Annotated in this window: 19 protein-coding genes, 5 tRNA genes, 1 other RNA gene and 1 pseudogene; 10 read left to right on the top strand and 16 right to left on the bottom strand. The window is 40.9% G+C overall.

Annotated elements, in window-relative coordinates; genetic code table 11:
* The first annotated feature begins 72 nt into the window (after positions 1-72).
* Positions 73-1,716: a hypothetical protein gene (locus FUT79_RS12880; protein ID WP_148879179.1), complete on the top strand. Its 1,644-nt coding sequence runs from the start codon at positions 73-75 to the stop codon at positions 1,714-1,716.
* Between the two features lie 42 nt (positions 1,717-1,758).
* On the opposite strand, the gene FUT79_RS12875 is transcribed toward FUT79_RS12880, so the two are convergent.
* Positions 1,759-2,676 (bottom strand): alpha/beta hydrolase, encoded by a 918-nt coding sequence (locus tag FUT79_RS12875; RefSeq protein WP_004266430.1) that lies wholly within the window; start codon positions 2,674-2,676, stop codon positions 1,759-1,761.
* 370 nt (positions 2,677-3,046) lie between these two features.
* Here FUT79_RS12875 and FUT79_RS12870 point away from each other — a divergent pair, with 370 nt between their 5' ends.
* Positions 3,047-3,955, top strand: a complete 909-nt coding sequence (locus tag FUT79_RS12870; RefSeq protein ID WP_004266433.1) for a thioredoxin family protein — start codon at positions 3,047-3,049, stop codon at positions 3,953-3,955.
* Positions 3,956-4,333: 378 nt separating this feature from the next.
* Entirely contained in the window at positions 4,334-5,515 is a 1,182-nt protein-coding gene (xseA, locus tag FUT79_RS12865) for an exodeoxyribonuclease VII large subunit (protein WP_148889718.1), read from the top strand.
* 259 nt (positions 5,516-5,774) lie between these two features.
* Here the strand turns inward: xseA and FUT79_RS12860 are convergent, their stop codons facing one another.
* The 5 genes from FUT79_RS12860 to ruvB all read right to left on the bottom strand — a co-directional run bounded on the left by FUT79_RS12860 (position 5,775) and on the right by ruvB (position 11,309).
* Positions 5,775-6,302, bottom strand: a complete 528-nt coding sequence (locus FUT79_RS12860; protein WP_004266435.1) for a nitroreductase family protein — start codon at positions 6,300-6,302, stop codon at positions 5,775-5,777.
* A gap of 316 nt (positions 6,303-6,618) precedes the next feature.
* The gene (locus FUT79_RS12855; RefSeq protein ID WP_148879178.1) at positions 6,619-7,899 is read right to left on the bottom strand and encodes a M18 family aminopeptidase; all 1,281 of its coding nucleotides are present in this window, start codon (positions 7,897-7,899) and stop codon (positions 6,619-6,621) included.
* A 42-nt stretch (positions 7,900-7,941) separates the two neighbouring features.
* On the bottom strand, positions 7,942-8,709 hold the full coding sequence (locus FUT79_RS12850) for a leucine-rich repeat domain-containing protein (protein WP_024753096.1): 768 nt from the start codon (positions 8,707-8,709) through the stop codon (positions 7,942-7,944).
* Between the two features lie 462 nt (positions 8,710-9,171).
* On the bottom strand, positions 9,172-10,218 hold the full coding sequence (gene queA, locus FUT79_RS12840) for a tRNA preQ1(34) S-adenosylmethionine ribosyltransferase-isomerase QueA (protein ID WP_044634314.1): 1,047 nt from the start codon (positions 10,216-10,218) through the stop codon (positions 9,172-9,174).
* 62 nt (positions 10,219-10,280) lie between these two features.
* Entirely contained in the window at positions 10,281-11,309 is a 1,029-nt protein-coding gene (gene ruvB, locus FUT79_RS12835) for a Holliday junction branch migration DNA helicase RuvB (protein ID WP_004266440.1), read from the bottom strand.
* A gap of 889 nt (positions 11,310-12,198) precedes the next feature.
* Here ruvB and FUT79_RS12830 point away from each other — a divergent pair.
* Genes FUT79_RS12830 through FUT79_RS12815 form a run of 4 tightly spaced genes read left to right on the top strand, consistent with a single transcriptional unit; the run spans position 12,199 to position 15,980 of the window.
* Complete coding sequence (locus FUT79_RS12830) at positions 12,199-12,813, top strand: hypothetical protein (protein WP_024753100.1); 615 nt, start codon at positions 12,199-12,201, stop codon at positions 12,811-12,813.
* Between the two features lie 43 nt (positions 12,814-12,856).
* Positions 12,857-13,465, top strand: coding sequence for a penicillin-binding protein activator LpoB (locus FUT79_RS12825; RefSeq protein WP_044634315.1), 609 nt, complete (start codon positions 12,857-12,859; stop codon positions 13,463-13,465).
* Between the two features lie 20 nt (positions 13,466-13,485).
* On the top strand, positions 13,486-14,940 hold the full coding sequence (locus FUT79_RS12820; RefSeq protein WP_024753101.1) for a COG3014 family protein: 1,455 nt from the start codon (positions 13,486-13,488) through the stop codon (positions 14,938-14,940).
* On the top strand, positions 14,928-15,980 hold the full coding sequence (locus tag FUT79_RS12815; protein WP_004266446.1) for an LPP20 family lipoprotein: 1,053 nt from the start codon (positions 14,928-14,930) through the stop codon (positions 15,978-15,980). The genes FUT79_RS12820 and FUT79_RS12815 overlap by 13 nt, the downstream gene beginning before the upstream one ends.
* A 383-nt stretch (positions 15,981-16,363) precedes the next feature.
* On the opposite strand, the gene FUT79_RS12810 is transcribed toward FUT79_RS12815, so the two are convergent.
* On the bottom strand, positions 16,364-16,978 hold the full coding sequence (locus FUT79_RS12810; RefSeq protein ID WP_044634317.1) for a hypothetical protein: 615 nt from the start codon (positions 16,976-16,978) through the stop codon (positions 16,364-16,366).
* Positions 16,979-17,068: 90 nt separating this feature from the next.
* Here FUT79_RS12810 and FUT79_RS12805 point away from each other — a divergent pair, with 90 nt between their 5' ends.
* A complete protein-coding gene (locus tag FUT79_RS12805; RefSeq protein WP_004266448.1) occupies positions 17,069-17,752 on the top strand; it encodes a zinc metallopeptidase in 684 nt (227 codons plus the stop codon).
* A gap of 155 nt (positions 17,753-17,907) precedes the next feature.
* Here FUT79_RS12805 and FUT79_RS12800 read toward each other — a convergent pair whose 3' ends face one another.
* The 8 genes and pseudogenes from FUT79_RS12800 to FUT79_RS15910 all read right to left on the bottom strand — a co-directional run.
* Entirely contained in the window at positions 17,908-18,546 is a 639-nt protein-coding gene (locus FUT79_RS12800; protein WP_004266449.1) for a hypothetical protein, read from the bottom strand.
* A gap of 102 nt (positions 18,547-18,648) precedes the next feature.
* Positions 18,649-18,746, bottom strand: an RNA gene (gene ffs, locus FUT79_RS12795) — signal recognition particle sRNA small type.
* Positions 18,747-18,833: transfer RNA gene (locus tag FUT79_RS12790), tRNA-Ser, on the bottom strand.
* A 41-nt stretch (positions 18,834-18,874) separates the two neighbouring features.
* Positions 18,875-18,959, bottom strand: a tRNA-Ser gene (locus FUT79_RS12785).
* A 46-nt stretch (positions 18,960-19,005) separates the two neighbouring features.
* A tRNA-Arg gene (locus FUT79_RS12780) sits at positions 19,006-19,079 on the bottom strand.
* A gap of 35 nt (positions 19,080-19,114) precedes the next feature.
* Positions 19,115-19,202 (bottom strand) — tRNA-Ser (locus FUT79_RS12775).
* 32 nt (positions 19,203-19,234) lie between these two features.
* A tRNA-Ser gene (locus FUT79_RS12770) sits at positions 19,235-19,319 on the bottom strand.
* Positions 19,320-19,658: 339 nt separating this feature from the next.
* Positions 19,659-19,787: pseudogene (locus FUT79_RS15910) on the bottom strand (HTH domain-containing protein); the annotation flags it as partial.
* 201 nt (positions 19,788-19,988) lie between these two features.
* On the opposite strand from FUT79_RS15910, the gene FUT79_RS12760 reads away from it, so the two are divergent.
* Complete coding sequence (locus tag FUT79_RS12760; protein ID WP_004266451.1) at positions 19,989-20,615, top strand: DUF6796 family protein; 627 nt, start codon at positions 19,989-19,991, stop codon at positions 20,613-20,615.
* 555 nt (positions 20,616-21,170) lie between these two features.
* On the opposite strand, the gene glgA is transcribed toward FUT79_RS12760, so the two are convergent.
* Positions 21,171-22,643 carry a glycogen synthase GlgA gene (gene glgA / locus FUT79_RS12755; protein WP_044634318.1) on the bottom strand — a complete coding sequence of 491 codons (1,473 nt, stop codon included), beginning with the start codon at positions 22,641-22,643 and terminating at the stop codon, positions 21,171-21,173.
* 281 nt (positions 22,644-22,924) lie between these two features.
* Here glgA and msp point away from each other — a divergent pair, with 281 nt between their 5' ends.
* On the top strand, positions 22,925-24,646 hold the full coding sequence (msp, locus tag FUT79_RS12750) for a major outer sheath protein Msp (protein ID WP_148889717.1): 1,722 nt from the start codon (positions 22,925-22,927) through the stop codon (positions 24,644-24,646).
* The last annotated feature ends 117 nt before the right edge of the window (positions 24,647-24,763 follow it).

Genomic DNA, 24,763 nt, shown 5'->3' with positions numbered 1-24,763 from the left:
TATTGTTGCGTATTTTTAGCATAAACGCATAAAAACTATGGCAAAACAGATCTTTTTTCCCAATATAACTATATGGGAAAAAAGAAAACCGACACAAAATATAGAAAGCTGCTTTGCCTGCTGTTTTTATTTTTTATCGGCAGCGGCTTTATCTGCGGCGAAACCGCTTTTATATTAGAAGATAATAGTCCTACGGCTTTGCTTGACGAAGAGAGTGAAGATTTCGATTTAATTAAAAAAGATACTAATGAAGAGCAGGACAAAAAGATAGATTTTGAAAAAGCATTTTTAAATCAAAAAATGCAATTACATAAAGGATATCTGCTTTCTGCGGGAGTGTCTTCGGATGTCTATAAAGCGTTTTTAAATTTGCACAGTCCCGAACCGCTTCCCGATTTTTCTCTTCGTGTAAAAAACTTCGGTCTAATGCTTATGCCGCTTGAGCGCCTACATAAAAAATATCCCGATAAAGTATTACCGCAGCTTACATTTTTTGTCGGAGCAGCTTCTCTGTCAGGCTTAAAAACCATGGCAACAAAACCGGCTTTTTCAGCATTAAAGCCGAATTTTACAGGAATTATTTTTCCACGTAAAGAATCGATGAATTTTTCTCAGTTAAGCAAAAAAATTCACTACGCGGTTGAGTTTCGTATTACGGATTTTTCAGTTGTTTTTTTTGCGGAAAATAATACACAAACCGATTCCGAAAGTATTATAGCGAAGGCTTTGACAAAAAAAGATGCTGCACAAATACATATTCCCAAAAAAGGGTTTAACTATTATGTGACTGCCGATTGGAAGGCAAAAATCGGCAAAAACAAAACCGATAAAATTGCGGTGTCGATGTTTAGCGGATTTTATCCTGAACCGAAATTTTTTAAAGTGAATAAAAAAAATTTTGCGTATCATCCGTATAATACCGTACTGGCATTCGGCACAGTTTTTGTACATCCGATTATTGCAACACAAATATTCGCCGCAATGAACATGCAGGTTGACAAAAAAATCGGCGGAGCGGGCAGAGCGGAAGTTGACATATTTTACCGCTATGCGGGAATCAATTTAGGGACTTCATATCTTAGTAAAGATTACATCGGTTTGCACAATACCATGCAAAAAGAAAAGATTGCCTTTTTTGTGCAGCCCATTTTTAAATGGAATTTTCTTGAAGCACGCGGAATGTTTTTTTCATATTTTACTACCGAAAAAAATGAAACAAAAAAAATTGCTTTTGATTACGGTGCCGCAGTGAATATAAATCATAAAATTGCGGAGCAAAAAAATCTATTCACCTTTAAAGCCGATACATATAAACTTCAAAACAGTTTAAAAATAAAATCGATAAAAGAGTGGTTCCCAAGCGGCATAAGATATTTTGATTTTTTCTTCATTGGCCTCCAGTACGAGTTTCAACAAAAAAAGATAAATCCATATAGTATAAAAAAATACGGTATCGAAACCGCAATCCGTTTTAATATCCAAAAGCGAATGAGCCTTGCCGCAAGCGGTTTTTTTGATCGCTCCAATGCGGTAAAAAAACAAAAAAAGGCTGATCCGGTACATGAATGGAATGCGCCTAAATACGGCGGGGCATTGCAATGGACATTTGATATTTTGACAACGCCTGTAAAACACGGAATCACCGCGGAAATTAAACTGCAAAATACGCAGCCGAACTTCGATTTTTTGCTTGCATACCGCGTTGCGCTCAAGTAAATTGCACGCCATTTGTGTCGGCAAAACAAAAACGCCGTTTTTTCAGGTTTTGTTCAGCCACTGAAAAATATCCTTCATGGCCTCGGTTTTATTTGTCTCATTTAAAATTTCGTGTCGGGCTCCTTCGTATAAAACACAGGAAACATTTTTCATTCCATTGCCTTTGTAAATTGCTTCCAGCATTTTTACGCTTTTTCCGTAATTACCAACAGGATCGGCAGCCCCCGCAAGCAAAAGAACGGGAAACTCTTTCGGGATTGCAGCCATTGCCTCTTTCCGATGAATTTGTCGTAAGCCGCCCAACAAGTCTTGGTAGAATCCCGCCGTACAGGCAAATCCGCAATAAGGGTCGCCATTGTATTTTGCAACCTCGTTTGCGTCGCGGGAAAGCCAGTCAGTCGGCGTCTGCGGATTCTTAATTCCCTTATTAAACGATCCGAACGAAAGCGCCTGCAAAAGTGAAGAAACTTTTTTTCTGCCTCTGATTGCGCAAATACTATCCGCCAGAAGTTTCCCGACACCGGCGGCAGGATTCGGACCGCTTGTGCCGATTAAAATGCAGGCTTTGACAGTATCCGCATATTTTTCTATATACCCTTGTGAAATAAACGAACCGAAAGAATGTCCGATCAAATAAACAGGTTTTTGCGGATACCGCTGCTGAATCATCGCATTGATTTCTCTTTGATCTTCCAGTACGCGATTAAAACCGTCACTATCCGCAAGGTAACCTAAATTCTCTTTTGAGCCTGCGGTTTTTCCGTGCCCGCGATGGTCTGCCGCAAAAACCGCATAGCCGTTTTTTACTGCAGCGCCCGCAAATTCCGCATACCGTCCGGCATGTTCCGCCATTCCATGCACCAGCTGAATAACTCCGCGAAAATTACCGTCCGGAATCCACTCGTATAAAAAAACTTTTTCTCCGTCAGACTGCGTAATTATTGAAGTTGCTTTTTGCATGTTTTACCTCCCAAATTTTTTATCCGTCGCTTTTTATCATATACGATTTTTGATAAAAAGCAATGCACCCCATTCAGCTGCAAAACAACCTCGCAGGCAAAGCGTAAAAGGGCGCACCCTGATTTTGCTTCAGAATCTGCCTGAGTATAAAACATTTCTTTATACTCAGCTTTACAACTAAACTCCGAAAATGAAAGTTTTCGATTTTAAATATCGGCTCCCCGCCCATACATGTAAGATTTTATTTTTATGCTCTTGCTTCGGCTTATTGACAAGAAAAATTGCTTTCCCTATACTTTTCCTCACTATTTCGATAGTTACCACAATAACTTAATGTTCAATTGGTATTTTTACAGGTGAGGAAGTTTTTATGAAAAAAATATATTCTATTCTTTTTATTGTCTTGATAATTCTAACCGGCTGTGCAACAAAAAAAAACAGTTGGCATACAGACTTTCCGGACACAAAAAAACAAGCGATTGATGAAAAGAAGGATTTACTCCTTTATTTTTCCGGCTCCGACTGGAATGATCAATGCAAATCTATTAAACAATGGTTTTTTACCAAAGAGTTTATTGACCGATTCTCAAAAGACTATGTGCTTTCCGTGGTTGATATTCCGAAAAACAACGATGCGCTTTCAGAAAAAACGTTAAAAGAAAATCATATTCTTTTTACAAAATACGAAGTAACGGAAGTTCCGTTTTTGATTCTCCAAACATTTGAGGGCGATGTGTATTTTGCAAAAATTATTCCTCCCGAAGTGAATACTGTGGATTCGTTTTCCGCTTTCATAGCGCAGTCTTTACCGGAACGTCAAAAGATAATCGCCGCCCGTAATACCATCAGAAAAGCTGAAGGAACTGAAAAAGCCCTCGCTATTGATGATTTTTTACAAATTGTTTATGCATCCTCTTCTCCACGTTATGATTCTTTGCGCACACAGGTCATAGAAGCGGATCCGAATAATCAAACGGGATTGCGTGGAAAATACCTTTTTCAAATTGCAAACATAAAAGCCGAAGCTTTTATTCGTGTAAACGATTTAATTTCCGCAGGCGATGCATATAAAGAAGCAGCCGAGTCCGAATTTTTAACCGCCGAGCAAAAACAGTCTCTTTGGTATCAGGCGGCATACACCTATGCGGTTTCGGAAAAGATTGCGACCGGAGAAATTATCGATTATTTACGCAAAGCAATTGCGGTATATCCGCAAGGGGAACGAGTAAACCAAATAAAGCAGGTTATCAAAAAACTGCTTAATACAAAAAGCAATTAAACTCAATCGCCATCGCCGATACAACATTTTTTTCGATAGTTCAATCAGTTTTTAATGCATGTCATAAAAATCGTAAAAAATTTTATAAAAAAGAGTTCGACACGGCGCAAGGGCGAATCCTTGGAATTTCTACCTTTGGTTCGCCTACGAGTTTTGCCTGCTTACACTGGAGTATCAGGCAAAACATCGTTTGGAATTGAGCAACGGTGAGTAATTTACCATAGTGGTGCTAAATCAATCTGTAAGCCTTTATTGTTAATGCCCCTGCTAGTACAATGGCGGCTCAATTACGGAACATTCGCGGTTATTTAGCCGCATGTCTATTTTTACCGTTTATATATTTCCGCCGATAGTCGCGGTTAAAAAAGAGGTTAGTCGATGATAAAAGTTTATTCAGTAAAAGAAATAACCGCAGAAATTAAAGCCTTACTTGAAGGGTCTTTAAGCCGATGTACGGTGCAGGGAGAAATCTCAAACTGTAAACCATCCAGCACCGGACATCTTTATTTTGCATTAAAAGATGATAAGGCGTTATTGCAAGCGGTTATGTTTAAGAGTAAGCTTTGGGCATTAAACTTTGAACCAAAAGACGGAATGTTGGTACAAATAACCGGAAATATTTCCGTATATGAACAACGCGGATCGTATCAGATTATCGCAGAGAAAATGCAGCTTGCGGGTGAAGGCGACATTCTAAGACTCCTTGAAGAAAGAAAGAACAAGCTTTTACGAGAAGGCTTGTTTGATGCTGAAAAGAAAAAAACTCTTCCCTTTTTTCCAAAAACTATTGCCGTTATTACCAGCCCCACCGGCGCCGCAGTAAGAGATATAATTAATGTTATTACAAGAAGAAATAAAAAGGTGAATATTTTAGTACTGCCTGCGGCGGTGCAGGGGGCGGAAGCAGCCACATCAATTATTGCCCAATTAAAAATTGTAAACGTACATAAACTTGCTTCCATTATTATTGTAGGAAGAGGTGGCGGTTCGCTTGAAGATCTTTTACCGTTTTCAGATGAGCAAGTAGTGCGAGCCATCGCCGAATCAAATATTCCGGTTATTTCCGCAGTCGGGCATGAAACGGACTGGGCGCTTTCCGACTATGTTGCGGATCTCAGGGCTCCGACACCTTCTGCAGCAGCGGAATTGGCGGCACCGCTCCTTGATGATATTATCAATAAATTTACCGAAGACCGGGAAATACTTATTTCGTTAATGCGCGCCAGAATTGAACATATTAAACTTATGATCTCAGGATTTGATCCGGAAACCCTTGAAATGAAATTCAGAAGAATAGAACAACCTTTTTTGCTTCGCTTTGATGATGCAAAAGAAGCTCTGCTGCGAAATTTTTCCTCGCGTTTGGAAAAGGTTCGGCATAAAGTGAACCTTTTGCAACACAGCATTGAAGGGGCAAATCCTCAAACTATTTTAAATCGCGGCTATGCTATTGTGCGCGATGAACAGGGAAAAACAATCCGAGATGCGAGCTCTGTTCCGAAAAGAACAAAACTGATTATCACCCCCGCAAAAGGGAGTCTTGAAGCGGAAGTTTTATAACGCATTAATCTTTTAACGCAGTTTGCATTCACTGCTTCAAACTATTGTAACGTTTTTTTAATAAGTCGATTAAATTTTTTTAATACATCTTACCAAAAACGTAAAAAGTTTTATAAAAAAGAGCTCGACACGGCGCAACGGTGAGCAATTTACCATAGGAATGCTTGAATCCGCAGTCCCTTATTGTTGATACTCCGATTTGTATAACAGGAAGTTAATTACAAAACGCTATACTATATAAAATCTTTTATATTAACGATTAACGTAAGTATTTTATCAGCTCGTTAAAAGGCTTCCGTTGTTTTTCCCGCAAAATATTTTGCTCGCTCCCATACCCGATCGCAATAATAAGTGTAATCTTATTATGCGTATGGAGAATTTCCTGTAATTTCTTTTCGCTAAATGCACCGATAATGCAAGTTTCTAAACCTTCCGCAGCAGCAGCCAACACAATATGTGCAGCGGCAATACCTATATCAATTGATTTATAGTGCTTACTTTGAATTTGTGCGCCGATTTTTGCCAATAAATTATAACTATCTTCGGAAAGAATGATAAACGTATTGCATTGCTCCATAAATTTATTCATTCCAATAGCCCTTGTTTTTGCCACCGCCTCCGCAACAGCTCCTTGTGCCACAAATAGTTCATACGGCTGTGCATTACAGGCTGACGGTGCAAGGCGGGCAGCGTCCAATACTCGCTGCAATTTTTGATCTTCAATTTTTTTCTCAAAATCAAAAGAACGACAACTTTGCCGCCTTTCTAAGATCTCTTGAAAATTCATTTAAAAACCTCCTGTCGATACTAATACAAATCTATTGTAAATAATGAGATAGGTAAACTATTCGCCTACGAAAAAAGAGCGAAAAAATGAAAAAGAGTTATTTTTGCTAAAGTTTTTCAGTTTGGATTCGATATTATAGATGACAGTCTGTAAAAAAGTTCTGTTGATTTTCATATCGACCTCCTTAATGTTTGCCGATAAAAAGCTGTTGCAGCGAGCAGCTTTTTATCGGTCTTTTTTTGTACTTTCAGTTTTAAAAAACCCGAAATATCGGAAAAGACACTTATGAGCCTTTGACCGATAACCGCAAAACGTCTTACCGATAAAAAGCCTTGAACGCTTCGGTAATCGATTCCTGATCCTGTACGCCGCCAAGTTCACGCACCGAATGCATTGCTAAAATAGGATTACCAACGTCCACAGTTTTAATATTCAGATTTCTCACGCTGATAGGCCCTATTGTAGACCCGCCGCGTATATCCGATCGGTTCACAAATGTCTGACAGGGGACATTCGCTTTTTCGCAAACCTGTTTAAACACGCCGACCGATACCGCATCGGAAGCATATGACATTGAAGCGGCAAGTTTTATTGCTGGCCCTCTATTAATAATCGGAAAATTCGTAATATCATTTTTCTCAAGATAATTCGGATGTGTACCGTGTGCCTGATCTGCTGAAATTAAAAAAGATGCGGCAAGGGCTTGTTGGAAAGTTTCAGAATCACCTTGCGTTTGCACAATTCGATTAAGCACATCACTTAAAAAAGGGCTTCCCGCTCCCTGCGCAGTAGAAGAGCCGACTTCTTCATTATCAAAAATACAGACCACTTTGGTAAAAGGAGTTGATGCGCTTTGCACCAAGGCATCAACCGAAGCATACGCCATACCGAGATTATCTATTTTTCCTACCGAAAAGAATTCGTTGTTCGCCCCCAGTATTGAGCCTTTTTGCACATCGTATAAAAATAAATCAAATTCAAGAATATCCGAAAGAGCACAATCAGCTTCTTGCGCAATCAAGTTTAATAAAAAGTCTTCTTTTGCAGGATTTTCATCAATAATACTAAGCAAGGGCAAGGTATCTTTTTGTCGGTTATACGCATACCCTTCATTTACTTCCCGATTCATATGTATTGCTAAATTCGGAATAATTAAAAGCGGACGCTTAAAATCAATAAGCCGCACAATCGGTTGCAAAACTTCCTTCCCTTTCAGCACTACCCTTCCGGCAATTGAAAGCGGACGATCAAACCAGGTGGAAAGAATTGGCCCTCCATACACTTCGGTATTAAGTGTGATAAAAGAGTTTTGCACAACGATTTCCGGATTTGGCTTAATTCGAAAACCCGGTGAATCACTGTGGCTGCCGATAATGCGAAAACCTTCCGTAATTGCGGCGGAACCCATTTGCCATGCGATTATTGCGCTGCCATTATTTGTGATAAAGTATTTACCGTTCGGTACAAGGCTAAACGTATCCGCCTGCTGTAATTGCTTGTATCCGTGTGCAGTTAAAATATCTGCTACATTTTGGATAACATGAAATACAGTCGGACTCTTTTCGATAAAATTAATTAATTCTTGTGCTTTGTTCATAGTACTGATACCCCTAAAACCTCGGGGAACCTCCTTGTGTAATTAGTTTTCGTTTATTTGTTGATCGCTGCCAACGTGAATTTTCCATCTTTTCATCTCAGCTTCCTGTATTGCATCAGCCGACGGCATTTGGTTATTCTCCGTTGGGTTTGATTCATGGATTCGTGCTTCTGCAGAGGACTCACTACTTCGCATCGGCAGGGTTTTCAGTAATGCATCCATCTCGGCTGTCTGTATTGCATTTTCCGAACACTGCAGCTCTGTAAGTTTTTTTGCGGCAGTCAAATTCAACGTGCGCAAAAGATTCCCTTCACAATGGAGCACTGCAAGATTTTTTTGTGCTTTAAGATTGAGAGCGCTTATTTGATTATTTCCACAGTACAGTTCTCTCAGCACGTTATTGGTAATTAGATCCAAACTTTTTATCTGATTCCCGGAACACCGCAAAACCTCAAGCTTAGGACAAGCGGAAACATCAAGAGCATTAACCGTCCCATTATCCGTAATATCAAATTCAACAATGGCTCCGGTAAACAAAAGTTTTGTCCCCCGTGCTTTTACGCGCTGCATAACCTTAGCATCGAGCTCGCCTCCTTCATCGGCAGCCGACAGTATTTCCGTTTCTGAACCACGTATGGTAACGGCTCGATTATCCGCAGTTTTAATGTACACCTGTAATTCACCGTTTTTCGGCACTTCCACCACAATCATATTTGCAGACCGCGACGTTGCGACCGCCGGATCGCCTGCGCAAGTACTCCATAATAACAACACTGTCATCATTCCGATAAAACCGGCTAATTTTTTCATACTACATCCTCATAACCTGTTTCTGTATTTTTGCAAAGCATACTGTAATTATTTTTATTCGTCAAGTTTTATACAAAACGCACCGCATATGCACAAATAAAAACAACCGCCACAAAACGTTTTTAATTTATTCCGATTGCCGCTTGCCGCAAAACGTTATATTAAAAAAGAGTCTAGTGTAGCGTTTTGTAATTAACTTTCTGTTATAAAAATGAGCCAGACACGGCGCAAGGGCGAAGTTTTGAAAGTTTACTCTAACTTCGCCAACGAGTTTTAAAGCTTCAATTTTACCGTTTTGTGTTGATGCTTTAAAACATCGTTTGGAATTTAGCAACGGTGAGTAAACTTACCATAGGAATGCCAGATCCGGTACGCCGATTTTGTTGATACATTTTTAATGTCAAATTAATTACAAACCACTACAGCACGTGTCTAAAGTTTGGATGGAAACACGCGGTACTTTTACCGAATAAACATTGCATCGCCGTACGAAAAGAAGCGGTATTCCTGTTCGACGGCGTGGGCGTAGGCGGCGAGGATTTGGTCTTTGCCTGCAAGGGCGGAAACCAGCATCAGCAGGGTGGATTCCGGCGTGTGAAAGTTGGTAAACAGCATATCAACCAGTTTGAATTGATAAGGCGGGTAAATAAAAATATTGGTTGATTGGCTTCCGCGCATTAGGCGTTGCGTGTCGGGATTCCATGCGGATTCAAGACTGCGCACCGAGGTGGTGCCGACAGCGATAATCGGTCTGCCTTCCCGCTTTGCCTTTTCAATCGCTGTGGCGGTTGCATCGGTGATAAAAAACTTTTCGGTGTGCATCCGGTGTTCTTCGATTTTTTCCGTGCGTACGGGAAGGAACGTGCCCAGCCCGACATGCAAAGTTATGGCGGTGCGCTCAATGCCGCGTGCGTCTATGCGCTGCAGTATTTCATCGGTAAAGTGGAGCCCCGCAGTCGGCGCCGCAATGGAGCCTGTTGTTTGTGCGTACACGGTTTGATAGCGGCTCGCATCTTCTTCGGTGTCTTCGCGGCGAATATAGGGCGGCAGCGGAATATGCCCGTGCGTTTCAAGCCAGCTGTCGGTAATCGGCGTATTAAATTGCAGCCAGCGAAATTCCGCAGAAGTGTCGGTGTTTGCGGGCGGCTCAACCACCATCGCCTCCACTCCTTCATCAAAAAGGAAGGTTTTCCCGATGCGCTGCCGCTTTGCCTTTTTGGTCATCGCCTGCCAAAGCCTGCCGTCATCCAAAGAGTCAATCAAAAGAAATTCCGTTTGCGCACCGCTATCCTTACTTTTTGCGTACACTCTCGCTCGGCGCACCTTTGAATTATTAAAAACCATCAGTGCATTCGGCGGCAAAATATCGGGCAGCTCGCTGAACTGCCGGTCTGAAAAAGCTCCCGTTTTTTTATCCAAAAGAAGGAGTTTATCTTCGCCGCGTTTGCCCGAAGGCTTTTGGGCAATGAGGTGTTCGGGTAAGTAAAAGTCAAAATCTTTTGTGTTCATACAAATGCTCCGATGCGGTAAATTTTTTTTTGCGGTACGATTCGGCTGACAGTCGCCGTACTTTAAAAAAGAGTTTTTTGCGCCGATTGCTCCGGCACCGACATTCCGAGATGGCGGCAGCCTTTTTCGGTTATCATGCGTCCGCGCGGGGTACGCTGGATTAAGCCGCTTTGAATAAGGTAGGGCTCATAATAGTCTTCGAGGGTGTCCTGCGATTCGCCGATGGATATCGCAAGTGTTTCCGCACCGACGGGGCCACCGCCGTAGTTTTCGATAATAGAGCGGAGGATTTGCCGGTCATGGTTTTCCAAACCGAGGCTGTCAATATTCAGGCGTTTTAACCCGACGGCGATAACCTCTTCAGTAACGCTTGATTTACCGGCAACTTGGGCAAAATCACGCATTCTGCGCAACAGGCGGTTTGCCACCCGCGGCGTACCGCGGCAACTTTTTGCCAACGTGAGAGCGGCACTCGGTTCAATACGGATTTGCAGTATTTTTGCGGAACGCTCAATAATGGAAGCAAGCTCTTCATCGGTATAAAACTCAAAGCGCTGAACAATACCGAACCGGCTGATAAGCGGACTTGAAACCATCCCCGCCCGCGTAGTTGCGCCCACAAGGGTAAACGGCGGAATGGGAATCCGCACAGTGCGCGCTCCCGGCCCCTGCCCGATAATCCAATCAAGTTCATAATCTTCCATAGCAATGTACAACATTTCCTCAATGGCGGGTTTAAGCCGGTGGATTTCGTCAATAAAAAACACACTGCGCTCGGTCAGGGTAGTCAGAATACCAGCAAGGTCTTTCGGCTTATCTAAGGCGGGAGCGCCGGTTACCTTAAACTCAACGCCAAGCTCATTTGCGGTAATTTGCGCAAGAGTTGTCTTTCCCAGCCCCGGCGGGCCGATTAAAAACAGGTGGTCAAGGCTTTCGGAGCGCTCCCGTGCGGCTTGTATAAAAACGTGCAGGTTTTGTTTAATCTTTTCCTGTCCCTGAAAATCCCGCAAAAGCCGCGGACGAAGTGCGGGATCCTTATCGTCTCCGCTTTGCAGCTCGGGATGTACCGTTCCGAATTCTTCCATATCCATAAAAGCATTTTAGCCGCTTATCCCGAAAGAGTAAAGAGTTTTGGTTATGTGGTGTGATAAGGGTTTTGGCAGCCCCATTTCAAACGCTTCGGTTACCCCTGTGTCCATAAGCTTTTTTTCATGTTTCCATCCGTTGCACGATCGACACTCGCTTCGTCACAGGCATCGAACATCAGATAGATGTATAACTTTCCGTTTGAACAAATAGATTCCGTTATGTCCGTAAAATATACTCGGTCACGCTCTTTTGATTACTGTAGCTTTTGGTAATTAACTTATCTGTTATGCACAACGAAGCATTGCAGGATTCAGTATCACTATGGTAAATTACTCACCGTTGCGCCGTGTCGGGCTCCTTTTTATAAAATTTTTTATGATTTGTATAAAATGTATTGAAACCGGATCGAGTCACCAAAAAAACGCTGCCAGGTTTTAAGTCTCCGCTGCCGAAGTGTCCAATATTTTCTGATTTTGTCCGGTCGTCCGCAAGCATCGGCAAAAGGCAAAACTTTTTTCCAAAAGATAAGGAGGCCGATGCGAATGCGGTAAGCAAAGCATTCACGCATTTTTTAGCAGCAGTATATCTTCGCCGCTATCAGCGTTATTTTTTCGGGGGTTTTGTAAGCTTACCTTGAAAATATTTGAGGCGCGGCGCAACAAGTTCTTTACTATTGATAATCTCAAAAAAGATGCTTTTCTAATAAAACCACTGATATTTAACCAGTTTTTTTTTGCTTTTTGTTCAACAGTGATATATACTTCATAATATATGTTCGTGATGAGGAGGATTGTAATGGTTTTAAGAACATTTCTAAGCAGTTATGGGTAAAAGAGTATTCGGTATTTAATAAGCAGAGTTGCAAAAAACTATTTTTAAGGAGATTTATGTATGAAAATTGCAGCAAAAATTGTATTAGGACTTGCGGTTGTTTCTCTTTTGTTCGGTTGCGCAACAAAACGAGGTATTAATAAGCCGGTGATTATTGATCACAAAAACCAGAAATGGGACAAAGCTCCGCCTGACTGGGTTTCAATGGAGCGTAACGAAATTGAACAGATGGCTCAATATGAGAAAATGTATATTTTTAAATTTGAATCTGAAAAGTCAAAAGATTTGGAAGGCGGTCAATTATGGTTGAGGAATTTTCAGGCAGCTAGTGAGCTGGCTCGAATGATTTCCCAAAGAATTAGGGACACCGGTGCCGCCGCTGCCGTAGGCAACAAAGACCTGCTCGATTCATACATCGAGGAAGTTGTGCATACTGTCAGCGAAGCTGAAATCAACGGCATCAAACGCGAAAGCGATTATTGGGTGCAAAGACGTTTTTTTGATGCCGAAGGAGAGCCCGAAGGTGATTTTTACACGGTTCTTGCCTTGTATAGCGTTCCGAGAAAAACGCTTGATAAACTAATCGAAAATGCAATTAACGGAATCAAACCGAAAACCGAGGAACAGATAAGAGCTCGCGACTTGGTAAAACAGTCTATGGAAAAAGGACTGTGATTACGAATAAGACAGGCAAAAATACTAAGAGGTAATTTATAAAATGAAAAATAAGAGCTTTTTTATTGTTTTTTTAGTGATAGCAGCAGTATGTATGTCTTGCGCCACTACAGGAGTGACCAGAGTTCCTTCCTCTGCAGTAACCGACATAAGCGGTTACTGGAACGACACCGATGTGCGGATTGTTTGTGAAGCGTTAATTGATGATTGTATCAGTTCGCCGCGAATAGAACGCTTTTCGATTAAAAATAATGCGCTACCTGTATTTATTGTCGGAACTTTTAGAAATGATAGCTCCGAGCATATTGATACGTCAATTATCGTAAAAAAAATGCAATCGGCTATCATAAAAAGCGGTAAAGCCGATTTCGTTGCAGACAGCAGAAGCCGCGAAGAGGTTCGTGCCGAACGTGATGAGCAAAACATGGGAAATGCCAGCGAAGAGACCGCGAAGGCCTTAGGGAATGAAACCGGTGCGGATTTTTTACTGCAAGGAGCGGTAAAATCCATTGTTCAAAAAGCGGGCAGTAAAATGGTCCGCACCTACCATGTTTCTGCGGAACTTATCAATATCGAAACAAATAAAATTATCTGGAGCGGGTTTAATGATGATATAAAAAAAGTTATAAAATTAAATAAGGTTAGATACTAGTGTAAAGGAACTATTTTTACATGGGGCCGTTAGATAAAAAGCACAGATATTTTTATGTGCTTTTCGGTATCGTGATTCCTGTTTTTTTCTCATGCGCATCGACGCGGTTTAATAGAGCTGCGTTTGATAAAGCATTTCACGAAAAGGATTACCAGCTCTGCGTGAAAATGCTGCAAAAGAAAAGCTATGGAAAAGAAAACAATGTTTTAAAATATGTTGATATCGGTGCTATTGCCCATTACGCAAAGGATTATCAGCTGTCGTCAAAGAATTTTAATGAAGGAGACCGGCTTTTAGACGAAGGCGATTTACGCAGCATTGCTCAGTTTGAAAGCTTTTACCTCAATATTTTAAATTCTTTGAATTATTACCATATGGGAAAGCTTGAAGATGCGGTTGTAGAAATAAAAAAGGTGGATGATGAAAAAGTCAAGGTAGGGCGTGAAAGCAGAAGCTCGTTATGGTTTATTAAAGATGAGAGCAGTAAGGTTGACTTGATTCGCGGGTTTGATTCCGATGAACGCCCTTCTGTCCAAGAGCAGGAAGCATTTAACGCTTTCGGGATTGAACCTGAACAAATAAGCAAGGAGGTTATTCCTAAACCGACAGAAGCAGACTTATACCGAGGATCGCCAACCGCCTATTACTTGGGAGCCCTTATGCGAAATGCAAACGGCGATACGGAAGGCGCAAGGCTCAGTAAAGACTATTTAAAAGTGCTTAATCCACAAATCAATATCGATATGAGTTTAAAAAGAGAATCCGGAATGGCGAGTCTGAATGTTCTTGCTTTTTCCGGGTTTATTGCAAAAAAGGAAGAACGGGTATTTTACTATCCTCCGGAGCATGATAAAAGCTCCGAACTTGCAAACGGAAAGACCATAACGGTTGCCGGAACTCCTTTTAAACTTCCACCGATGCGGTTTAAAGCAGTCTATACGGTAGCCGGCGAAAATGTTACAAAGGTCAAAAATATACGAGTAGCTTTAACAGACACCGAAACGGGAGCTACTCAAACATACCCGCTTACCTTGCTTGAAGATTTCGGCGTAAATGTAAAAAAAAATGTTGCGCTGAAGGCACGAAAAGAGTTTCAGGCAAAGTTTGCGGCTGGGGTAGCAAAAAAATTAACGGTAACCATTATTTCGGCAACTGCGATTATTGCGGCACGAAGACGCGTGCAGCAGGAACAAAATGGGTTTTTAAAAACTCTCGCGCAAATAGCACTTGATATTGCGGAAGAATCACTGCCGCTTGCTCTTGAAAAAATTGATGCGGCAATACGGGCGGATACGCGGCAAGCGGCGTACCTTCCTGCAACAGTTTCTGTTGCAAATATTCGGTTAAAACCGGGTACATATAACGTAAAAATTTGTTATTTGGGGGACAATATGGTCGTATATGAAGAAGTATTTGATAATGTACAGGTACAGGAAAGGGGTTTGAACCTTTTGGAGTCGCTATGCCTAGAGTAGTTTCATTTTTTATAGTTTTGACAATTTTTTCGGTATGGGTATATGCGGCGGGAAGCAAACAAGGGAAAAAAGACCCTCCTGTTTGGGTTACCGATGCGCCAAACGTATATCCCGAGGAGCGGTATTTAACGGCTCTTGGAACGGGACAGTCGCGTAAAGAGGCTGAGGTAGGAGCTCTTGAAGCTTTAGCGGCAATTTTCGACCGGAAAATTTCTATCGAAACGCAGGCGGAACTTAATTACACGAGTTCGGTAACGGACGGACAATCTGAAAAAGTGAATAAGACTAAAAATGTAGGGCAAAACGTTTCTATTTCTACTAATGTTGATGATTTAATAGGCGTGGAAATAAAGGAGCGCTGGCTTTCCCCTGATGGAACTCACTATGCGTTAGCGGTATTGGATAAGTCAAAAACGGCATCAGCGTATATGGAAAAAATAAATGCAAATGAGAGGACTATTGCGGAATTGACTCAAATTCCCGATACGGATAAAAACACAATACGCGAATTTATTCGGTACCGCTCCGCATATCTGGTTGCAGCGGAAAACGCTATATATAGAGCACGCCTTTCGGTAATCAAACCGAGTGCCCATGCTTTGGCGAAAGAAAAGGGAATGACTGCCCAATCTTTAAAGTTGAAGTGTATGGATGTTGCAAAAAATATTCATATTGTGATCTCTGTTGACGGCGATAATCACGGAAAAATAAAATCGGCTTTTGCAAAGGTTTTATCGGCTGAGGGATTTAATACATCCACTAATGAAAATCCGAACTATACGTTAGTCGCAAAGCTTTCTCTTGCTGATGGAGAAGTGCAAGCCAATAATAAAATATTGGTTAGGTATTCGCTGGATGCCGAATTTACCGAAACCGGTTCAAGTACGGTTTTAGTTCCCTATTCGGTAAGCGGAAGAGAAATCCATTTGGCTAAATCTAGTGCCGACAATAAGATTTTTACCGGACTGGAGAAAAAAATTCAAAACGATTTTGGTAAATCCTTTAATGAGTATTTAAGCGGGCTAAAATCCGATAAGTAAGTTTCTTGCCCCATCCAAACGAAGCGCAAGCTGTTTCTTCTTTTTACGATAAAAACAGCTTGCGCTTTTTTTTGCCGCTCATCGGTGCGCGCCACGGGCGAAGTCTTGACATTTCGCTGTCCCCTTCGGCTTTACGTTTTAAAACTCGTGGGCTGGTTGTGCCTCAGGCGTCAAAATCAGAATAAATTCAACTGATGTTTAAAAGCATCAACACTGTTTTGTAAAATTGAAGCTTTAAAACTCGCAGGTTTGGTTTTGACACGGACGTCAAAACCAAACCTATATTCATACGTAAGCCTCCGTTTTTTAAAGGATTTAGGGAACCAGAACCCTCACTCTCAACATATGAAAGTATCGATTTGAGCGGCGTTCTGCACGATCTTTTATGCCGAATCCCAGGATTTAGCTTTTTCCCGCAATGTGCGTAGTTTTCGAAAGTTTGCACCGCCGGTGATTGTATTAACCAGTACGGAAACGGCATAAACAGGCTTCCAAAAAAACTGAATGCGTAAAAGCTTTTGCAAAGCCTCTTTATATTCCGCACCGATATCGGGAAAATCTTCAATGACGGAGATACGGGCAATAGGAAATTCCGTTTTGGAGGTTTCCAGAAATTCCGCAAGGGAAATAATGCCGGTGTTTCCTACTATAAAATTGAATGAAGTGCACCGGGAGGTTTTTTGTAAACTTGCTAAAACCTCCGGCATGCGTAACGCGGTTTTTAAACCGAATGAGCGAAAATCACTTTGCTTTTGAGTCGGCACAATAAGCGCCGCATTTTCCGCTTTGTTTTCTATTTTTGCGGGGAAGTCGGTAATATACACGGTGAGTATTTTCGTTTTTTTAACAGCGGTAAAATCGGGACGGAGCTCGGAAGAAAACTTTGGCTGCGGCAGCTTGCGCATAAAACCGAAATACAGCCCCATTCCCGCCGCAAGCACAAAAATGACAAAGCCCTCAATCCCTAAAAAAAGAAATAAAATCAGATACTGAAACATGACAAAGCTCCGAAAATTGAGTATATTATATCTTACGTAAGTGCTACGTTATACTTTTTATAAAATCAATGCAAGCGAAAGGAGCCTTTTATGTTTATTGACTCTTATTATCTAATTTTGATTGTGCCTACCTTATTATTTTCACTCTATGCGCAATTTAAGGTAAAATCCACATTCAGCAAGTTTTCGGAAATTGAAACCAGAAGACGCATAACCGGTGCACAGGCGGCGGCAATTCTTTTAAAAAATAACGGACTCTCAAATATTGAAGTAAATAAGGTTTCGGGAGACTTGACCGATCACTATGATCCGTCAAAAAAAGTGCTGCGCCTTTCGGAACCGGTGTTCAGTAAAACCTCAGTTTCGGCTGTAGGCGTTGCGGCACATGAAACAGGTCATGCAATTCAAGATAAACTGCATTACGGACCGCTGGTGCTGCGCAGCACGTTGGTTCCTGTCGCAAACATCGGCTCAATGGCAGGTCCCTACCTCGCGATGGCGGGGCTTATTTTCGGCATAAATATTCTATTAAATCTCGGCATTATTTTTTTTGGCGTTGCCGTGCTTTTTTATCTGGTAACCTTACCGGTGGAAATTGACGCATCCCGCCGAGCACTCATACTTTTGCAGCAAAACGCAATTTTAAGCGAAGAAGAGTTACAAGGTGCAAAAAAAGTACTCACTGCCGCAGCTCTCACCTATATTGCCTCAGCCTTAACCGCTGTGGCAAGTCTTATTCGGCTTATTCTGCTTGCCAAAGACCGCCGCAGATAAAAACGGCGTGTAATTTTAGCGGAACAAGATCTGCTTGCGGTATTTTTCACACCAAATACCGCAAGAGAGCTTTAAAACGATTTCGGGCGGCAGGTACGGCGCTAAGCCGGACAAGGCGGGTGTCCGAAAAAAGTGAGTGTTCCCAAAAGTATTTTTTATTTTCCGAAAAAACCTCGTTGCCCTGCACGTATCCATCGTCCCGGGCTCCGAGTAAGGACGGGAAGGCTCAATTGGGTAGTAATCCATTGGATAAAAGAGTCGTCTTCGGTGCCCTCAAGTTTTACCAGCAAAGTTTGGAGATGCGGGCTTTCTTCTTTTATCATTGAGTGGACAACCTCTTCCGCCATCCTGATGAAAGCGCCTGATGCGGCGGCAAGCGGAGCATTAGACTGTCCGGTTGCAATTTCTCTATGAATAAAAATAAACTTTCCCCGGTTTTGTTTTAGAAAAAATTTTGAAAATACATATGCAAGGCTCATATTTGCGGAAATCAGATCGGTTACAGTGGTATCGATTCCGGCAATGTCATCTTTTTGATAAAGATCGATATAGGCAGGTCCGTCAAATATAAAAATTACCGCATCAATAGTGATGTTTAGATTTTTTAATTCCAAGTGCAAAGATTGCAGTGAAAAAGGGGATTTTCTGTTCCAATAAATTTCTCGCAAAGGACGATCAGCGTTCGGATGAGTTTCGGAACTTATACAAACAGTATCTCCATTATTTTTTAACATTTCCGCTAAGCTGCGGCTGAATTGTAATCGATTATCGGTAATAAAAATGTTTAATGCCATGTATGCAGTATACCGTAAAAAATTGAATTTTGGAAGAAGGTTATAAAGATTTAACTGACTATTCGTGAAAATAAAAGACCGGTTGTACTTAATTATATAAATAAAAACCGGGGACACTACGGCACAGAAATAATTAATCTACCGTTGCTTCCTTCCGGACCTGGCGGGTTCGAAAAACATTCCTTGCATAGGCCCCGGAACGGAGAGAGAGGGATTCGAACCCTCGGTACCCTCTCGGGCACACACGACTTCCAATCGTGTACCTTCGACCACTCGGACATCTCTCCAAAAGATGTGCTTTATCTTATCAGAGATTATACTTATATAGCGGAGAGAGGGGGATTCGAACCCCCGGTACCTTGCGGTACAACGGTTTTCGAGACCGCCCGATTCGACCGCTCTCGCATCTCTCCTAAAGATAAAACCAAAAAGAGATTTTCGGAAAGAAAATCTCTTTTATGAGACTAGGCGGATTCGAACCGCCGGCCTTCAGATCCGCAATCTGACGCTCTATCCAGCTGAGCTATAGTCTCAGATTTTTAGCAACCAAATAGTTGCTGTGTGATAACGGAGCAGGGGGGATTCGAACCCCCGATACCCTTTTGGGGTATAACTCCTTAGCAGGGAGCCACCTTCGGCCTCTCGGTCACCACTCCAAATACTTTATAAATTACAAATAGCGATAATTCGGAGCAGGGGGGATTCGAACCCCCGGTACCTCGCGGCACAACGGTTTTCAAGACCGCCGCCTTCAACCACTCGGCCACCGCTCCAAACTTGAATATGGCATGATAACCGAAAACAAGGGCTAATGTCAAGCATTATAACAAAGAATTGTCAAGCCACTATAAAAATGTCCTCTTTTTATTATGAGGAGCAAGCTTTGGCGACCTCCTTGTTTGGTTTATTATTAAGTTCTATAAAATTCAGTTTAATGTTATTCCATACCAATCGTATTGTTCTATCCAAAAGCTCCCGTACTGTAATTGCTGTTTTCGATCTTGGGAGTTTTTTATTTGATTTTGTTATTTGAAAGAATCTATGTTCATATCGAATAATATAATCATTACTGATAACCCGCAGTTCTTTTTGTTGGCTTTGTACCGTTCATACTACTGTTGAATGCTGCCACCTTTTTTTAAATAGTTGACTACATTGTAAATTGTTTGACGCGAGCGATTCAGTCTATCGGCAATTTCACTCACATTTGTCTTTTTTTCCAGTACTCCTCTATCCAAACAAGTTCTGTTGTATAAAAATCTTTATATGCGGTGTACACTCCTCCTTATTTTCGTGGTGGTTAATATGGATGTCAGTGTATCACCGTTGCTTGGTGCACTTTTTCCAGCTTAATTTTACTATCGGCGTAATTTTAACTACTTGAATTTATATGCTATAATTATGTAAACTTTTGCTTACAATATTTATTTAAGGAGTTATATATGTACATAATTTTAACTGCTGCCGCAGGTTTGTTCGGTTCTTTATTAATGTTTTGCGGTGATATGCTTTTGTATTTTACAAAAGATGATTTTAAAATAGACGGAACTATTAAACCCGTAATCGAGATAATGAAAAATATATCCGAAAAAAGATTGCGAATTGGCGGACTATTAGGTCCGATTGCTGCATTTTTTTATTGTGTAGGTTTCTTTAATATATGGCTCACCGCCGCAGAGGAATATAAAATAATCGGTTTTGTCATAAGCCTTCTTGCCTGTTTTGGAATTATACTTGGAGGTGCTTATCATTCGCATTTTACCTATTTTGGACTCATCGGACGGTGTGATGATAAGCGCGGACTTGATTATGTTGAAAAAAATATCAGTTTTCTTGCAAAAATTGCATTATCGATTATGGGTATTTTTCTTTTGTCTCTTGCTGTACTTATCGTGTTTGGCAAAACGTTGTATCCAAGATGGTTCGTTGTTTTTACACCGCTTGCTACCTACTTTTTACAATCTATATGGGAAAAACTTCCGCAGCCCTATAGAATTATTTTGCGTGGAGGATGGGGCAATCTGGTGTTTGTAATATATTTTACTGCCGCATTTATTTTCAGCTTGTAAAAATCTTAATAAAGATAATTGAAAAAAATTGTTTTTTTTATACGATTAATTATCGATATCATTATACAACATATAAATTATTCGATACCTTAGTGTAGCATTTTGTAATTAACTTCCTAATTATACAAATCGGAGCATTGACAGGTGCGTGCGGATTTAGCATTCCTATGGTAAGTTTACTCACCGTTGCTAAATTCCAAACGATGTTTTAAAGCATCAACATAAAACTGTAAAATTGAAGCTTTAAAACTCGTTGGCGAAGTTACAGTAAATTTTCAAAACTTCGCCCTATGGTAAACTGCCCACCGTTGCGCCGTGTCGAATTCCTTTATATTGAATGGATTAAAAAAACTAATTAAAGATGTCAAAAAACGATACCTTAGATTATTTACCGGCTTATCGTTTAGTAAATTACAGAGGGTCGGTTATTGTTACTGACCCTCTGAAAAGCGGGCTTTACAGAGCAGTGCCGAAAGTTTCTCCGCACACTAAATTGCGGATGAGCACGTTTAAGGGAATCTAAAGTTTTACCTCAAAGTATTTTACTCCCTAAAATCAAAACCCTCTGTCTTTTAAAGTTCGTTTATACACGTCAATATATTTATCGGCGGAAATATTCCAGCCGAATTTTTTTGCCATACCGCGTTTTCTCATTGCAAGAATATGATCTTTTTTATTAAACCACGCGTATGCAGCCCAGCCGACCGTGTCGTAAATACTCTGCGGACTTGCGTAGTTAAACATAAAGCCGGTGCCCTCGCCGGTGCGTTCGTTGTAGTTTTCTACCGTGTCGGCAAGCCCGCCGGTGTTTCGTACAATCGGCAAAGTTCCATATAATAAAGAATACATTTGATTTAAGCCGCACGGTTCATACCGCGAAGGCATTAAGAAGAAGTCGCTTCCCGCTTCTATTAAATGGCTTAAAGCTTCGTCATAGCCGATATATACTTTGAGGTTCGGCAGCTTTGATGCAAGAGCTGAAAGCTCATTTTCGCACCAGCGGTCGCCGGAGCCGAGTACTACCATTTGCAATTTGATGTCGGTGCAAATCCTATATGCGGATCCGTATGCGGGGCCGAAAAGCTCTGAAATGCCTTTTTGATCGACAAGGCGGGTAATCATACCGAACAGAGGCTGATCAGGGTCTACCGGTAACCCCATCCGTTCTTGTAAGGCGGCTTTATTTTTCTCTTTTTTCTCTAATGTTTTTGCAGAATACTGAAAAGGAATATACGTATCTTTTTGCGGATTCCAGATTTCCGTATCGACACCGTTTAATATTCCGGTTAAGTCTTCCGATCGATAGCGAAGAATCCCGTCCATTCTAAATCCGTATTCGGAGCGCTGTATTTCTTTTGCGTAAGTCGGCGAAACGGTGGTAAGCTTATCGGCGGAAATAATTCCCGCTTTTAAAAAGTTAATTCTATCCCAATCTTCAAAACCGGCGGCATAAAAATAATTCCAGTCTAGTCCGGTATCAGGGTATTTATCTTTGCCGTATATTCCTTGATAGCCGATATTATGAATGGTAAAAACGGATCCTGTTTTTGAAAATTCCGCTGTATGCGATGCTTTAAATTTCAGTAAAACCGGCGCAAGTGCCGCTGCCCAATCATGAGCGTGGATAATATCCGGATACCAATGCTGTTTTCGACAAACCTGAAAAGCCGCATGCGATAAAATTGAAAACCGCATAGGATTATCGGAAAAATCCGGTTCCGCGGAAGAGCCGTAAATACCGTCCCTGCCAAAACTTTGTTCGTGATCGATAAAATATATCGGAACGTCCGAATTAGGCAAAACCGATTCAAAAACCGCAGTCCAAAATTCCTGATGCCCGATGTGAATACTTAAAGGACCGGGGATCGCATTCAGTTTTTTTCTGTCAATTTTATAATAGCGAGGCATAACAATGCGAACATCATGTCCTTTTTTGCGTAATGCCAGCGCCAAAGCTGAAACTGCATCGGCAAGTCCTCCGGTTTTTGCAAAGGGAACCGCCTCACTGGTAACCATTAGGATTTTCATACGTAAGCCTCCTTCCTGTCAGCAATAGTATATCATAAATTTAGTAATTTAAAAGAGATAAAATTAAGAAAGACTCGGTTGTTTTATTAAAAATACTGTATAAAACATTTTATAGATTGATATTAAACTAAAAAAACAATTTCATACACAAACAAGTTTTTTCATTTAATGTTACAAAAAACTTGACAATCACCATAACTTCATGTAGACTTTTTACGAGGTGTTTGAATAAAAGAAGTGTTACTTCTTTCAAATACAATTATATTAAGGAGGATATTTTAATGAAAAAATATCTTATTGCTTTTAGCATATTTGCGTTTGCTTTAGGCATTGCGTTTGCACAAGAGGCGGAAGCCGCAGAACCTGCACAGAAGGCGGCTGCCGCAGAGCCTGCACAGAAGGCGGCTGCCGCAGAGCCTGCAAAAGAGCCCGAAGTTTATGCTCTTACTTCAGGGGCTAAAGCCTCAATTAAGGGAGACACAACGCTTGAATGGGGAATTGATCTTGGAGCAGGTAAAGTTACGAAGGATTCAATTGCTCACGGCTTTAAAAATTCAGCCTCATGGAAGGTAAGCTTTCCGCTTTTTGAAAAGAAAAGTTTTACCTCTAAAGCAGATACACCCGTATATGCGGAAGTTATCATAAAGGATGTAGAGCTTGGAATTCAAAGTAAGAATAAGTCAAAAAAGGAAAAAGATTTTGCTTTTACCGGAAAAGTAGACGAAATTGTAGGTACCTTGTACTTTTATGACGCATACTTAAAAATTTATAAGAAGCCGGGCTTTAAAGTAAACTATGCCCAGATATGGGACCCTCTAAAGGCTGACGATTGGGACAAGAGCGGCTATAAATTTGAACCGGGCTTTGATATAGCAGGAGGTACCACTCTCGGGTATAAAAAAGACAATATCGGAAATAGCGGTCTTGATCTTGATGCAGGTGTAAAATTTGGATCGAACCGTAACTGGGAAACCGAAGGGAAATCCGACTATGAAGGAAGTCCCCAATATGCCCTCATTACGGGGCCAGCGACTCTAGCGAAAGGTTCAACTTATGTAGAATTAGAGCCTGTATATGGAAAGGAAGCGGAAGAAAAAGCATCTTATATAATGCTTGATAATCAACGTTTTAAAATTACAAGTAACTTCAAAAAAGTGTCGCCAGATAAAGATCTTGAAGTTAAAAAGGGTAAATACTATGCAAAAGTCGATGGCCTTACAAAAAAAGATACTCCCGCTACAAAGAATAGATATGGAATGGGCTTTTACACCTCTGTTGCATATAAACCGGGTGATCTGAAATATATCGGTTTTAATTTTGATATAAATACCACTTTCTGTTCTCACAAAGACTGGGAAAATAATACAGAAAAAGGTAATTATTTTAATGTTTCTTTCGGTACAAAAATTACGTCAGAGCCTGTAAAAGATCTAAGTCTTGTCCTCGCTTTTGACGGCGAACCATTTGTAAACGGCGAGAAAAAATTCGCTTGGGACATGCTTTTTGATACCACCTATAAGTGGGTAGGTGCAGGTGTTTATGTTGGAAACGAAAATACTTTCTATAAGTCAAATAAAGATAAAGTTGATATGAGTATCTATGCAAAATTTGAAACAAAGGGTGATAAAAAAAAGGCAAATTTCCTTGTTGAAAATTTAAATGCAGGTGCTGCGATATACGTACACCATCTTCTTTCTAAACCGGTATCTCCTAAGACTGTGCCTATAGGCTTGAAAGTCTATGCTGATTACAAATACGACATAAACGATTCCATGTGGCTCAAACCTTACGCTTCTTTCTATGGGGAAACTAATCACGCAGAGCCCAAGTTTGGAGTTTACTATAATGTCGGTCTAACCTTTAGCCCGCTTGAAAGACTTGAACTTACTGCTGATTGGGAGCAGGGTAAGGTTGTGAAGAACAAGCACGAAGGCTTTATCGAGAAAAGTGCCGGTACAGAACATAATGGCCGCTTCAAGCTCGGCTGCAAGGTTTCTTTCTAATCTTTTTATGATTTAAAAAAAGCGAGTTGCGAAAGCAACTCGCTTTTTTTTGTATTTAATTACACTTTCATGTATTTTTTAGTTAAAATTTTCTTCTCTTTCTACTTGTTTTATATT

It is taken from the genome of Treponema phagedenis, assembly GCF_008153345.1.
GTDB classification, from domain to species: domain Bacteria; phylum Spirochaetota; class Spirochaetia; order Treponematales; family Treponemataceae; genus Treponema; species Treponema phagedenis.
This window is presented reverse-complemented; position numbering and strand designations above follow the sequence as displayed.